General features: G+C 42.8%; 10 protein-coding genes. 3 read left to right on the plus strand and 7 right to left on the minus strand.

The genetic code is table 11. The features are described from left to right. Position 1: 1 nt before the first annotated feature. Positions 2–1,501 carry an ABC transporter ATP-binding protein gene (locus RT412_RS08505; RefSeq protein WP_313340414.1) on the plus strand — a complete coding sequence of 500 codons (1,500 nt, stop codon included), beginning with the start codon at positions 2–4 and terminating at the stop codon, positions 1,499–1,501. A 138-nt stretch (positions 1,502–1,639) separates the two neighbouring features. Here the strand turns inward: RT412_RS08505 and RT412_RS08510 are convergent, their stop codons facing one another. Further along, entirely contained in the window at positions 1,640–2,329 is a 690-nt protein-coding gene (locus RT412_RS08510) for a FadR/GntR family transcriptional regulator (protein WP_313340037.1), read from the minus strand. Positions 2,330–2,611: 282 nt separating this feature from the next. On the opposite strand from RT412_RS08510, the gene ilvD reads away from it, so the two are divergent. Beyond that, positions 2,612–4,279 carry a dihydroxy-acid dehydratase gene (gene ilvD / locus RT412_RS08515; RefSeq protein WP_313340039.1) on the plus strand — a complete coding sequence of 556 codons (1,668 nt, stop codon included), beginning with the start codon at positions 2,612–2,614 and terminating at the stop codon, positions 4,277–4,279. A gap of 53 nt (positions 4,280–4,332) precedes the next feature. After that, on the plus strand, positions 4,333–5,292 hold the full coding sequence (locus RT412_RS08520) for a bile acid:sodium symporter family protein (protein ID WP_313340041.1): 960 nt from the start codon (positions 4,333–4,335) through the stop codon (positions 5,290–5,292). Positions 5,293–5,569: 277 nt separating this feature from the next. Here the strand turns inward: RT412_RS08520 and RT412_RS08525 are convergent, their stop codons facing one another. The 6 genes from RT412_RS08525 to RT412_RS08550 all read right to left on the minus strand — a co-directional run bounded on the left by RT412_RS08525 (position 5,570) and on the right by RT412_RS08550 (position 14,881). Continuing rightward, positions 5,570–6,955 carry an MATE family efflux transporter gene (locus RT412_RS08525; protein WP_313340043.1) on the minus strand — a complete coding sequence of 462 codons (1,386 nt, stop codon included), beginning with the start codon at positions 6,953–6,955 and terminating at the stop codon, positions 5,570–5,572. Further along, positions 6,948–8,735 carry an ABC transporter ATP-binding protein gene (locus tag RT412_RS08530; RefSeq protein WP_313340045.1) on the minus strand — a complete coding sequence of 596 codons (1,788 nt, stop codon included), beginning with the start codon at positions 8,733–8,735 and terminating at the stop codon, positions 6,948–6,950. The genes RT412_RS08525 and RT412_RS08530 overlap by 8 nt, the downstream gene beginning before the upstream one ends. Next, entirely contained in the window at positions 8,732–10,501 is a 1,770-nt protein-coding gene (locus tag RT412_RS08535) for an ABC transporter ATP-binding protein (RefSeq protein ID WP_313340047.1), read from the minus strand. The genes RT412_RS08530 and RT412_RS08535 overlap by 4 nt, the downstream gene beginning before the upstream one ends. Before the next feature lie 177 nt (positions 10,502–10,678). Next, positions 10,679–11,293: a TetR/AcrR family transcriptional regulator gene (locus RT412_RS08540; protein ID WP_313340049.1), complete on the minus strand. Its 615-nt coding sequence runs from the start codon at positions 11,291–11,293 to the stop codon at positions 10,679–10,681. 97 nt (positions 11,294–11,390) lie between these two features. After that, a complete protein-coding gene (locus tag RT412_RS08545; protein WP_313340051.1) occupies positions 11,391–13,127 on the minus strand; it encodes an ABC transporter ATP-binding protein in 1,737 nt (578 codons plus the stop codon). Further along, positions 13,124–14,881, minus strand: coding sequence for an ABC transporter ATP-binding protein (locus RT412_RS08550; protein ID WP_313340052.1), 1,758 nt, complete (start codon positions 14,879–14,881; stop codon positions 13,124–13,126). The genes RT412_RS08545 and RT412_RS08550 overlap by 4 nt, the downstream gene beginning before the upstream one ends. Between the last annotated feature and the right edge of the window lie 57 nt (positions 14,882–14,938).

Below are 14,938 nucleotides of genomic sequence, written 5' to 3' on the forward strand. Positions count from 1 at the left end.
TATGGTTGAGTTCAGAGAGGTTTCCTTCTCCTATGCAGCAGGCGAGCAAAAAAACAGCTTGCGTGATATTAACCTTACGATCGGTGAAGGAGAGCTGGTGTTGCTTTGCGGTGAATCCGGCTGCGGAAAAACCACAGTGACAAGATTGATAAACGGACTTATTCCTCATTACTACGAGGGAGAGCTTCGCGGCGAAATACTTATAGACGGCAAAAATGTTTCAGAGCTGCCATTATATGAAACTGCAAGGATGGTGGGTTCTGTATTTCAGAACCCACGCTCACAATTTTTCAATGTAGATACAACCAGTGAATTAGCTTTTGGTGCTGAGAATATGGGATTACCGGAAACGGAAATCCGGCAGCGTTTACATAGAGTATCCGGAGAGTTTCAAATAGAAAGATTGATGGGGAGAAATATTTTTCAGCTTTCGGGAGGAGAAAAGCAAAAAATAGCCTGCGCTTCCGTATCGGTAAGCGATCCTCAGGTTCTGGTGTTGGATGAGCCCACCTCAAATCTGGATGATAAGGCAATCGAAGAATTGCGCCGTCTGATACAAATATGGAAGAACAAGGGGAAAACAATCGTAGTGGCGGAGCACAGATTGTACTTTTTACGTGAACTTATAGATCGTGTCATTTATATGCAAAACGGCTGTGTCAGAGAAATCTACGGTGCCCAGGAGTTTAGGAAGCTAAGTACTCTAAGCCTTGAACAAATGGGGTTGCGTCCATTATCGCTGGACAGATTGACTAAGGAAAAAGACGAAGCTGTAAAGAGGGCTGCCAGCCTAAATTTATCCGGGTTTAGTTTTTGCTACAAGGGTTCATACTCTCCGGCTATAGACATGGAGCGCCTGAGTGTCTCGCAGGGAGAAATCATTGCAGTGATAGGGCATAATGGGGCCGGTAAATCCACCTTCGCAAGATGCCTGTGCGGATTAGAAAAGAAATCCAAGGGTGAAATTGGATTTCAGGAAGCAAAGCTGACAACCAAACAACGCCTCAAAAAATGCTATATGGTTATGCAGGATGTTAATCATCAGCTTTTTGCGGAGAGCGTTCTGGATGAGGTGCTTTTGAGCATGGCAGAAGAGGATGAAGACAAAGCAAGTGCAATATTGGATAGCCTTGACCTTCTGCATTTGAAAGATCTCCATCCCATGTCTCTTTCAGGTGGGCAAAAGCAGCGTGTTGCGATTGCCGGGGCTGTTGCAAGTGAACGGGAAATTATTATATTTGATGAGCCTACCAGCGGGCTCGATCTGCGGCATATGAAGGAGGTTGCGGGTAATCTGCGCAAGCTGGCGGCTATGGGAAAAACGCTCTTTGTCATCACTCATGATCCTGAATTTATTCTTTATTGCTGCACTCACCTGCTTCAGCTGGAAAATGGAAAGGTAATTGCTAACGAACCCCTTGACGCTTCGGGCACTAAAAAAATGCTTGATTACTTCACCGGTATTTCAAGCAACCATACTATGTCCAAACAAGTAGTTTAAAAAATGTTTAAAAACACCTCAGGACGGCTTGAAATATTGTATCCTAAGCCGTCCTGCCATGGGTGGAATTACAATTGCTTATAAGCATCCCACATCGCAATTGTTCACCAATTGTTGTGCAATTATTAAGCTAACAGCTCATAAATTTAAATCGGTTATCCCTCTTTTAATATGATAGTACATTGCTAAAGCAGCACCATCAGCATCTCTGTTTTTAATAAAATCAGCTATCATATGGTGATATATTATTACATTTTCAGCAGCTAACTTATTATTGCCGGTATAATAGGCCGTATCTATAGCATCTTTTATAGCTGCTCCAAGTGTTGGTAACATTGATTCAATAACATTATTGTGTGTTGCTTTTGCTATAGCTGCATGAAATCTTTGGTCAGCTGTTTGAAAAGGCCTGTTATTGGTTGCTTCTGCAAGTGCTTCCTGCTCAAATTTTATGATTTCTTCAATATCGCTTTCAGTTGCTCTTTCAACTGCTAATTTTACTACATTGGGTTCAAACATCAGACGCATTTCAAACCAGTTCAGTACTAACTTTTTTTTATCCTCTAAGTAAGATATTCCAAAGGGATCATTTTGAGAATTTGGATTAGTTGTAACAAAAGTACCGCGCCCTCTCTCAATTGTTAATACTCCATTTGCAACAAGCATTTTAATTGCTTCTCTTAATGTTGTCCGGCTGACACCAAGTTCGTCGGACAGTATTTTTTCGCTGGGCAATTTATCACCCGGCATGTATTTTTTCTCAATAAAAATCATATCACCTATTCTATTTGCAATTATTCTTGAGACAGGAACGAAATTATTTATCATAATCATCTCCGATATTTAAAAAATTTTATATTTTTATTGTATTATATTTCCGTTATAAAGTAAAGAAGAGGTAATACGTCTTTTTGACAAAGAGGTATTACCTCTTCTTGTTAAAAAGTTTATTTTTTAGCGTATTGACAGCGAATTATATATAGATTATAATCAAAACATAGAAATTAAGAGTTTTTTTGAAAAAAGACATCATACAGGTTGTGGCGAATATAGTAATTAAAAGAAGGGGTATCTTATTGAAACTACCTTAAAATAGGAGGAAAACAAAAAATGAGAAGTAATTCAGTAACAAAAGGTGTTCAACAAGCACCACATCGCTCATTATTTAATGCATTAGGACTTACTAAAGAGGAGTTGGACAGACCCTTAATAGGTATTGTAAGCTCATACAATGAAATAGTTCCTGGTCATATGAATCTTGATAAAATTGTTGAGGCGGTAAAAATGGGAGTTGCCATGGCGGGAGGAACCCCGGTAGTATTTCCTGCCATAGCAGTATGCGATGGTATCGCAATGGGACATGTAGGAATGAAATATTCGCTTGCTACGAGAGAGTTAATAACAGATTCTACAGAAGCAATGGCAATGGCACATGCTTTTGACGGTCTTGTGATGGTTCCGAACTGTGATAAAAATGTACCGGGTTTATTAATGGCAGCTGCAAGGATTAATATTCCGGCTATATTCGTAAGCGGAGGACCAATGCTTGCCGGAAGAGTAAAAGGTCAGAAAACAAGTCTTTCAAGTATGTTTGAAGCAGTCGGAGCTTATAATGCAGGAAAAATGACATTGGAAGAGGTAGAAGAATATGAAAATAAAGCATGTCCTACATGTGGTTCATGTTCAGGTATGTATACGGCAAACAGTATGAATTGTCTGACTGAAGCTTTAGGAATGGGGTTAAAAGGAAATGGTACAATCCCCGCTGTTTATTCAGAAAGAATAAGACTTGCAAAACACGCAGGTATGCAGATCATGGAATTAGTAAAAAATAATATAAAGCCCAGAGATATAATGACTAAGGATGCATTTCTTAACGCACTTGCAGTGGACATGGCATTAGGCTGCAGCACAAACAGCATGCTTCATTTACCGGCTATAGCTCATGAAGCTAAAGTAGAATTAAATCTTGATATAGCTAATGAAATCAGTGTAAAAATACCAAATCTTTGTCATTTGGCACCTGCCGGACATACTTATATTGAAGATTTAAATGAGGCAGGCGGTGTTTATGCAGTTATGAATGAATTAAATAAAAAAGGCTTATTAAAGACTGATTTATTAACTTGCACAGGAAAAACAGCAGGAGAAAATATTGAAGGCTGTGTTAATAAAAACCATGATGTTATCAGACCAATTGAAAATCCTTATAGCGAAACAGGCGGAATTGCCGTATTGAAAGGTAACTTGGCTCCTGATTCCTGTGTTGTAAAAAGATCAGCTGTTGCACCTGAAATGATGGTTCATGAAGGACCTGCAAAAGTGTTTGATTGTGAAGAGGATGCAATTGAAGCAATCAACTCAGGAATGATTGCGGCAGGAGATGTTGTTGTCATTCGTTATGAAGGCCCTAAGGGCGGACCGGGTATGAGAGAAATGTTGAATCCTACATCAGCAATTGTGGGAAGAGGCTTAGGAAGCAGTGTTGCACTTATAACTGACGGACGTTTCTCGGGAGCAACAAGAGGTGCAGCCATAGGTCATGTTTCTCCGGAAGCCGCAGTAGGAGGAAATATAGCTTTGGTTGAAGAAGGAGATATTATAAAAATTGATATAAAAAATAATAAAATAGAATTTGTAGTTACAGATGAAGAATTAGAAAGAAGAAGAGCAGAGTGGAGACCAAGAAAGCCAAGAATTACAACAGGTTATTTGTCAAGATATGCAGCTTTGGTTACTTCAGGAAACAGAGGAGCAGTATTAGAGGTTCAAAAATAGTTAATGTCTGAGAAATTGAAATTAAAATTATATTAATAGGAGAGGATATTAAAATGAAGGCATTAGAAAGATTAAGTAATTTTGTAGGGAAGTACATGGCATATATAGTTATAGTAATAGCAGCAATAGCATTATTTGTGCCGACAACATTTTCTTTTTTAAAGGCATCCTATATTAATCCGTTATTAATGATTGTAATGTTTGGCATGGGGCTGACTTTAAAATTAGATGATTTTAAATTAGTATTAAGCAGACCTTTGGAAGTATTAATAGGATTTGCGGCACAGTTTGCTATTATGCCGTTAATTGCTTTATCATTAGTTAAAGTATTTAATCTGCCGCCGGAATTAGCTGTAGGTGTTGTGTTGGTAGGTACATGTCCCGGTGGAACATCTTCAAATGTTATGACTTTTTTAGCAAAAGGTGATGTGGCATTATCAGTAACAATAACAAGCTTTTCAACCTTATTTGCACCACTTTTAACTCCGTTTATAACTAAGCTTCTTATAGGAGCAACTGTAGAAGTAGATGTTATGAACATGTTCTTTTCAATAGTTAAGGTTGTAATTGTACCAATTGGCTTAGGCTTTGTAATCAACAGGTTCTTTGGAAAAATAACAGAAAAATTAGTCAAGATTTTACCGCTTGTTTCCGTAACGGCAATTGTGGCCATAGTTGCTACTGTAGTTTCATTAAATTCAGCAAAATTAATGACCAGCGGACTTTTAATTATTGCAATTGTAGTATTACACAACAGCTTGGGATATTTAGTAGGCTTCTTTGCAGCAAGAGTATTAGGATTAAATTTATCAAAGCAAAAGACAATAGCTATCGAAGTCGGTATGCAAAATTCAGGCTTAGCAACATCCTTGGCTGCAACAGCATTTGCTCAATACCCTCTGGCAACAATTCCGGGTGCAATTTTCAGTGTATGGCATAATATTTCAGGAGCAATAATTGCTAATTTCTTTGCTGCAATGAAAGACGAGAAGGAAGAAACTAAGAACGCATGATTGATTTATCTGTATTTCGAGCAATTATGCTGTGACCAAGCAAGTGGTTCAGAAATGAAATGTGATACTTTTTAATTGTTATGTAAATTTATATCGGTTGAGCTGGAAAAATTATAGCTCAACCGATTTTTGTTTTATAAATGCAAATAAAAATTCTATATTTTCATTTAGGGCATAAAAATGCAAATAAATCAATTTAATTTTCAATTGAGCTATTGAAATGCAAATAAAAATAATTCTATGATTATTTATGAAGGCTTATTTGACAAACCTACCATTAGTATTGAGAAGCTGCAACATCCTTTCTTTCCCTTAAGCCGTTAAACTCCTTCTTTACCATCAGCATTGTCCACAGGACGATGATTGCGTCAATTGCAAATGAGCCGTAATATACACCGCCCACACCAATGAATTTGGGCAGAAGCAGCATCACAGGAATATAAAATACAAATTGCCGTGCCATTCCGATAATCATTGCGGGCTTGGCCTTGTCAACGGACGGAAACAGTGTCATGGCCATGAAAATGAAGGAAAGTGCCGGCAGAATTGCCATATATACTCTGAAGTATGCAAATTGTGTGCCTGTGAACACCTGTTCCTTAAGCATCATGCCAAGTATGGAGCCCGGAGCTGAAAGGGAAATTACCCAAAATGGAAGAGTGAGCAAGAGAGCCGCTGCGGCAAATACTTTGTATGAGCTGATAACTCTGTCGTACTGCTTTGCACCGTAATTGATTCCAATAACCGGCTGCAGTGCACGCATCAGACCGAAAATAGGAGTCAGCAGGAATTGAAATATCCTGTAAACCACTCCGTAAAAGGCGATATCCGCCGTTGTGCCATACCGTGCAAGTGCATTGAACACCACCAGTCCCTGAATCAGACTCATGAAAGACATAATCAGTGAGGACATGCCCAGCCGCAAAATAGAAGTTGTTATCTTTTTGTCGCCTTTAAATGAAAGTAATTTTGCCTGGAAGGTAGCCTTTCCACGCCCGAAATAAAGCCATCCTGTCAATGTGTAAACAAACATACCCACGTTGGTGCCCCAGGCTGCGCCCTCCACGCCCATATCAAGAATTCCCATAAAAATATAGTTGAATACGGCATTGACGATTAAGCCCGAACCCATCATCCATGCTGCTGTTTTCATCCTTCCCTCCGCACGGATAATCATATTGCCCGCAAGCCCGTAAATCCAGAAAAAAGCGCCCGCTGTGCACATACGGAAATAGCTGACACCATAGGCAAGAGCTTCACCCGTTCCGCCCATCATTTCAATGAGAGGTCCCGCAAAAGTAAAGGCAGCTGCCATATATAGAATGGCACAAATTACAGACAGGCGGTTCACCACACCCATCAGATTATTCTGAGTTTTTACGTCCTTTGCACCTATAGCAATGCTCAGCACCGAACCGGCACCGACACCTATGAGTGATCCAAAGGCAACGCTTATCTGCGAAAGAGGATAAGCGAGGGATACCCCTGCGAGGGCAGTGTCATTTACGAACTGCCCCACAAAGATTGCGTCCAGTACGGTGTTGAAGCCGTACAGCACCATAGCCACCACCGCGGGCCATGAAAGCTGTACCATCACCTTCCACAGACCCCCTGTTAATATAAACTGTTTTTGTTTCTCTTTTTCTGCAATTGTATTATCCATGATATGCTCCTTCTGTGTTCACAGCAGCCTTATTGCTCCTGTTTCTGCTCCACCCCTTGCTGTTTTCTCTGGCGGTTACAAAGTGATTGTAGATGCCGCCTGACTGCATCAGTTCCTCATGGGTACCATGCTCTGCAATTCTTCCGTCAGCTATGACCAATATTTTGTCGGCGTGACGGATAGTATTCAGCCTGTGGGCTATAACAAGCAGGGTTTTACCCTTGCAAAGCTCACTTATTGCCTGCTGGATATAACTTTCATTATCGGCATCCACGCTGGCAGTGGCTTCGTCCAGAATTACTATGGGTGCGTCCTTTAAAATACAGCGTGCGATTGAAATACGCTGCTGCTCACCTCCGGAAAGGCTTGCTCCGCCCTCGCCGACAATTGTTTCAAAGCCATCAGGCAGTGCCATGATAAAGTCGTAGCAACGGGCTTTTTTAGCCGCTTCAATAACTTCTTCACGACCGGCACTGGGCCTGCCCATAATGATGTTGTTGTATATGGTGTCCTGGAACAGATATACTCGCTGGAACACCATGCTGATATGATCCATCAGATTACTGAGCGGAACACTCCGCACATCGCGGCCTCGTACCAGAATCCTTCCGGATTTCACGTCCCAGAACCGTGCCAGGAGGCTTGCGATTGTGGATTTTCCTCCGCCGGAAGGACCTACAAGAGCAAGCATTTGGTTCCTTTCAAGATTGAAGGAAATATTGTTCAGCACATTCTTTTCTCCATAGGCAAAGCTTACATTTTCAAACTGTACCTCCGGTGCCGAAGTATTTTCCGGAATAGTATATACACCCTTGTCCGGCAGCTCCTTCTGTGCAAAAACTTCCTCGATACGGTCCATACAGCTGTTCATAACCGTCAGTCTTGCACTCTGTCCATACAATGCCTTAAGAGGTCCGAAAAGGTCAAATACAAAGAGCATGATACCAATCAGATATGTTACATCCATAGTCCCTTTAAAATACAGGAATGTGGAAAGCGCAATCACGGCGGCTACACCGAGACTGTAAATCAGATTAAGCCCGCGCTGCCACGGGGTATGATTTTCTTCAAATTCTATACTGGTGCGGCAAACATCCTTAAAGCTTTCGGTCAGGGTTTTGGATTTCTCTCCCAGCATGTTGTAGCTCTTAATTATGCCGATTCCCTCTGTAAAATCTAAAACTGCATCAGTCAGGATACCAAGCTGCTCCTGCCTGATGGCGGAATCCTCAATAGCCTCTTTCTTTAATCCTCTTCCTAACAGAAGAATCATAAATGTTACAACCAATCCCGCCATGCCGATCCACGGGTTGAAGAAAAACAGAAACACAAGCAGAATAATCTGTGAAAAGATATAGTTCATCATATCAGCTAAAACAGTCATGCAATTTTCCTCGATAAACACCATGTCGGTTGACAGCACCGAGCTGATTTTACCGATGTTGCCCTCCGTAAAATAGCCCATGGGCATCTTTCTCAGATGAGCTCCCAGCTCCATGCGCTTGTCGGCAAAAAGCAGGTAGCCTGCCGCAGATTGCAATCTGTCTGCAATATTCTGGAACAGAATCTGAAGCAGTATAATAATAATCAGAGCAATACCAATCTGCATAGATAGCTCGGTCGTGGCAGTTCCATTGTAAAATGCTGCCAGTGCAAAAAATGCCAAGGCTATAGGCATATTTTTTAAAATACCCTTTAAAAAAGAAAATACAAATGCCCAGGCAATTCTGCCCTTATATTTTCCGGAAGCCATAAAAATACGTTTCATTAAAGCTGTCATATAGATTCCACCTCCTCTTTAGTCTCTTCGGTTTCTTCTGTGCTGACCTTCCACTGAGCACTGCTCTCGGCAGCCTGCCAGAGCTTTTGATAGGTCGGGCAGTTTGCAAGCAATTCATCATGGGTTCCGGCAGCAATTAAATTTCCGGCATCCAAAACACAAATCTGGTCGGCATTCACTATGGAATGAAGACGGTGTGCGATAACGATAACAGTCTTGCCCCGGATAACCTCTGCAATGGCGTCGTTCATCTTTTCCTCATTCTCAGGGTCCATAAATGCAGTTGCTTCATCCAGAACTACAACAGGAGCACTTTTCAGTATGGCACGAGCCAAAGAAATACGCTGACGTTCACCGCCTGAAAGCTGCTTGCCTCCGTCACCGGCCATGGTGTAGATGCCCTTTTCCAGCCTTGCTAAAAATTCGCCGCACTGTGCCTTTTCTGCGGCTGCCATCACCTCCTCATCCGTGGCATCCGGCTTACCCAGCCTGATGTTTTCCAAAAGGCTTATGTTGAAAAGAAACTGCTCCTGTGCCACATAAGAAATTTGATTGTTAAGGGATTCAAGACTCATGCGGCGGATATCCTGCCCGCCTATTTTTACAGCGCCGCCTGTTACATCATAAAAATGCACCAGCAGCTTGGCAAGAGTGCTTTTGCCGCTGCCTGACTCTCCGACTAAAGCCGTCAGACTGCCCTCCGGTATGCTCAGATTAATTCCGTGGAGCACCTGAGCTTCTTTGTAGGCAAAGCGCACATCCTCGAACTGTATCCTGTAATCCTTACCTGTAAAGGATGCTTCAGACTGCTGGATAGGCGGCTCGCTCATCATCTTCTCAAGGTTGGCTACCGTATAATTAATGCGTACCATGGTAGGGAAAAAGTTCATTACCTTGAGAAGCGGTGTGCTGATACCGAAGGACATGCACAGTGCCAATGCTAAATTTGGCAGAGTGGAATATCCCTGTAATACAAAATATGATCCCACAGGCAGTACAAAAAGCGCCACACATGGCACGATGCTGTAATAAATTGCCATCCAGGGCCAGCAAACCCTGTACCACGCCAGAGTGAAGTCCCTATAGCTTTTAACATCATTTTCATAGCGCTTGTAGGATTCTCCGTCTCTGTTGAATACCTTGACAACCTCCATACCGTTTATATACTCAACGATAGTTTTATTCATCTTCTGTGCCGACTTGTAGTAGTCATCCATCTTGCTTGTGCCGGCTTTGTACATTATCATCATGGCCAGCATACCGAAAGGAAGAGATGCCAAAGCTAAGAGCGCCATGCGCCAGTCGGCAATAAACATGCCGATGAACACCAGCACGGGAATGGTAATATTGGCAATTCCCTCCGGGATAGCGTGAGCCAATGGCAGCTCAATGGTTTCAATGTCGTCAATAAACATTTTTTTGATAGAACCAACACCCTTTTCCTGAATAATACCTAAAGGCAGGTTTTCAAGCTTGCCCTGCAGGGAAATTCGCAGGTTTTTAAGAGTGTTGTATGCTGCATTATGAGACAGCGAAAGCCCCCATATGTACAGCACGGCATATAATACCGTACAAATTGCAATAGCAGAAATATTGAAGATAACATACCCGTATGTAACGGGCTGGCGCATCAGCAGCGGCCGGATAATCCGGTAGATAAACCAGAACGGAAGCACCTGCATGACCATGCCTGCAAGCATTGCCGCAACGGCGGCATAAGTAGTTTTCCGGTGTTCACCGGTATATTCCAATACTGTTTTAAACAAAATAACCCTCCTTCTGACGGGGACATTCCTCCTGTCCTGCAGAGATTCGCTCTGTTAAAAAGAGGTGTGTCGCCCTTCCTTATATAAATTGAATTTTTGTATTTATCACTTTAATGTTAGTTTTAACTAACTACAGGTTAAATAAAAATCCCCAAATGGGGAATCGGTTTTCTGTCATTACGAACTAAACCCTAAAACCCTTTTCCAGTTGAACAGTTTGCAGATCAGGTCAGAATGTGCTTCCATCTGTTGCCATGTATAGCCATGAATGAAAGGCTCATAGACTGTCGTCCAGAATGCGGAAAGCAGGATATGCATTTCTTCCATGGAGATATTTGCATGAGTCAGACCACGCCTTTTTGCCTCCATAAAATATTCATGAGTTTTAATTGCCATTGTCTCTGCAAAGTCATGTTGAAAATTGGCATATCTGGTTCCTGCAGCACATGAAATCAGAAGAATAAATCCGTCGTGATATCGGTACAGGTACTCAAGCCATGGCAGCATGCTTTCGTCCATTTCCCATGCCTTTATGAGAGCTTCATCAGTCAGTTCACTTACATCAGCAGAACTGCGCATTTCCACAAAATCGTTCAATGCATTAACTGTTTCCTCTACTACGGCACAGAATAATTCTTCCTTTCCCTTATATCTTTTGTACAGCGCACCTGTGGTAACTCCTGCATCCTCACATATTGCTTTTAATGAAGCCTTTTCAAACCCGTGGGCAAGAAATTCTTTTTTTGCGCTCTCCATTATACGCGGGTCAATGGAGAGATCCGGTTTGGACATTTATTTAACCTCCAGAAAAAAGTGTAAAGTGATAATTGAAATATCGATAATTCAATTATCACTTTATCAGACTGTTTAAAATTTGTCAATAATTATTTTATGCTCCTAATTTCCAGCCGATAGATTTTTCACGCATACTGACAAATTCAGCATAAAGACCGCTGGATTTCATTAATTCCTGATGGGTGCCTCTCTGAATTATTTTGCCCTGATCCAGTACCAGTATCTGGTCGGCATTCTGTACAGTTTTAAGCCTGTGTGCAATCATAATAATAGTTTTGCCATGAGTAAGCTGGGCAATGGCATCCTGCAGCAGAGATTCATTTTCCGGGTCAACGTTGGCTGTGGCTTCGTCCAGAATAATCACCGGAGCATCCTTAAGCAAGGCTCGTGCAATTGATATACGCTGTTTCTCTCCTCCCGAGATAGTTGCGCCTCCTTCACCGATTACAGTATCGTATCCTTGGGGCAGGGAGCTGATAAAGCCGTGGCAGCACGCCTTTTTAGCTGCCGCCTCCACTTCTTCTATGGTAGCGTCAGGCTTGCCGAACTTTATGTTGTTAGCAATGGTGTCATTAAAGAGATAGACATTTTGAAAAACCATGCTGAAGTTTGCAAGGAGGCTGTCCAGTGTGTACTCACGCACATCCGTATTGCCTAAGGTGATGCTTCCGCTGTCCACATCCCAGAAGCGCGCCATGAGGCTTGTGAGGGTTGTCTTGCCTCCTCCTGAGGGTCCTACAATGGCAGTTATAGTACCTTCGGGGATTTCAAAAGAAACATCGTCTATTACCTTTTTGTTTTCATAACGGAAGGTGACATTTTTCCCCTTTATGGTATATGATTCGGGTTTGATTTTTTTGCCGTCTATATCCATGACCGGAGTTTCAAATACCTTGTTGATTTTGTCCATGGAGAGATCCAATACCCTCAGGAGTGCACTGTAATTGCCCGCAGATTCCAGCTGGGCGTACACCATAAATGATGAAATAACAAGCAGGAGACAGCTTATAAGCTCCATGGTTCCGTTTATATAAAGCGTTATTGAAAGAAAAATCATGGCGATGCCAAACAGCTTAAGCACCAGGCTCTGAATGCAGGTGTACGGTACAAAGGCTTTTTCCAGACCCACGTTGACTTCCTCATTTTCCCTGATGGCAAGGTCAACCGTTTTGTTGGCCTCTTTGTCAAGATTGTAGGAACGCACCACTCCGATACCCTGCACATACTCCAGAACAGATGCCACCAGCCGGGTATCAGACTCAGTTTTCAAAGGAGAAACCTTGTGGGATTTTTTCTGCATGAGAGCATTAATGCCGAAGAATACAGCAATACCCAGTATGAGCAGCAGCCCTATGCGCCGATCGTAGAGCAAAATTGCAAGGGTAAGCATGGCAGTGGTCAGAATGCCTTGAGTGGTAAGCATAATTACCCGTGCGGCAACATCCTGCAGATTTTCGGCAGTGTTGGTTGTAATCGAGGTAATGTCGCCTATGCTGTTGTCATTGAAATAACCCATAGGCATATACTTTAAGCGTTCGCCTATCTCCACACGCTTGTTGGTGGCTACCGTATATCCGCCGACGGTTTGCTTCATGGCAAGGCTGCGGCGGGTAATGGTGCAGCCTGTAATACTTATGAGCATGACGACGAGGGAAGACCACACAGTCTGCATGCTGACATTTCCGCGGATGATAGCTTCAAGCACAATGGCGATTGCCGGAATCCGCAGCGCCTCAAATATAGCATGTATCAGTGAAAGCCCAAGTGACTGATAAAACAGGCGGCTCTGATCACCGCTGAATTTAAAGAATTTTTTGAATATACCTATCATGAAAGTACCTCCTGAACAATACTATCCTTAGCAGATCTATGGGCATCCCACATATTTTTATATAGCAAAGATGACTCCAATAACTGGCTGTGTGTTCCCTGTGCCGATACCTGACCATTATCTATTACAACAATATTATCAGAATCGGTGATGGTAGAAAGACGGTGAGCAATTACGATGAGAGTCTTGCCTTCCACTAACTTGGACACCGCCGTCTGGATAACCGCTTCATTTTCCGGGTCCGTGTATGCTGTAGCTTCATCAAGAATTATAATCGGTGCGTCCTTAAGCATGGCTCGTGCTATAGTTATACGCTGGCGCTCTCCGCCGGAGAGATGACCGCCTGCACCTCCGGCGCAGGTTTCGTATCCGTGCTCAAGCTGTATAATAAAGTCGTGGCATCCGCTTTGACGGGCTGCCTGCTCAACCTCCTCATCGCTTGCAGAGGGCTTGCCCATGCGGATATTTTCCCGTATGGTTTCATCAAACAGATAATTATCCTGAGCAACGTATGCTATCATGCTGTTGAGCTGTGAAAGCGGTATGTCCTGTATATTTGTTCCGCCTATAGTTATTCTGCCGCTGCCTGTGTCCCACAATGATGCGATGAGCTTTGCAATAGTAGATTTACCCCCGCCCGAAGGGCCTACCAGCGCAGTGACACCGCCTGCCGGTATATTGAGATTAATTCCGTTTAACACTGTTTTTTCATGATAAGCAAAGCTTACATTTTCAAGGATGATGTCATAGCCGTCCATCCTTGCCTCAGCAGAAGGGCGCTTAAGGTCAGGCTGTGTAAGCACGCTTGTTACCTCATTTACAATTGTATGTACCTTGCCTATATCATCAGTATAGCTCATGGTAGTGATGAGCGGTCCCATAACTCCAAGAGACAGAATAATTGCTACAAGAAATGTATCGACAGGCAGACTGCCCCTCATGTACAGCATGGTACCGATGGGCAGCACGCTTACCAGTACCGCAGGAAATACGGACATTGCCGCAGAGAAAAATGGAAGAGAGGATCGCATCCAGTCTATTGCAGAATCAGCCGCTTCCCTTGCGGCAGTGGTGAACTTCTCATAAGAGGAAGCCGACTGGTTGAATGCCTTGATAACCTCGATGCCGCCTATATATTCAACAGCGATATCGTTAAGACGCTTATTTTTGTCAACATAGTTGGCAAACCGCTTTTCATATCCTCCCATCATGCCCATGTAGCATATTATGCCCAGAGGCAGCGGAACCAGAGCCGCCAATGCCATACGCCAGTCCAGTACGAAAAGATAAACTATAGTGGCAACGGACACTAAAATGTTGCCTCCCATTTCCGGTACAACGTGTGCCAGAGCAGGCTCTATACTGTCCACACGCTCCACAAGTATATTTTTCAGCCTTCCGGATGGAGTGTCCAGCAGGTAGCCCATAGGGAGAACGGTGAGTTTTTTGGTTAACCTCAGCCGCACCTCTGATATTACGGCAAAAGTAGATTTATGAGACAGAGAAGTAGAAATTCCATGGAACAGGTAACGCAGCACCCAAAAGCCCGCAGCAATGATGCAGTAAAAGCCGTAGAAGCCTATGGCAGTTTCATCCCGCAGCAGTGCAAGAACTATTTGTGCCACACAAAAATAAGGCACCATTCCGCAGGCTACACCAAGCGTAGCAAATATCAGCGAAGCAATATATCCTCCCTTGTGAGGGGAGGCAAATTCCCACAGCCACGATACTGTTCCCCTTGAATCATGATTCATATATAATTCCTCCTATAAATGTATTTAGTTAGCATAAACTAACCTATTGTTAAAAAA

This window comes from Sedimentibacter sp. (assembly GCF_032080165.1).
GTDB lineage: Bacteria > Bacillota > Clostridia > Tissierellales > Sedimentibacteraceae > Sedimentibacter.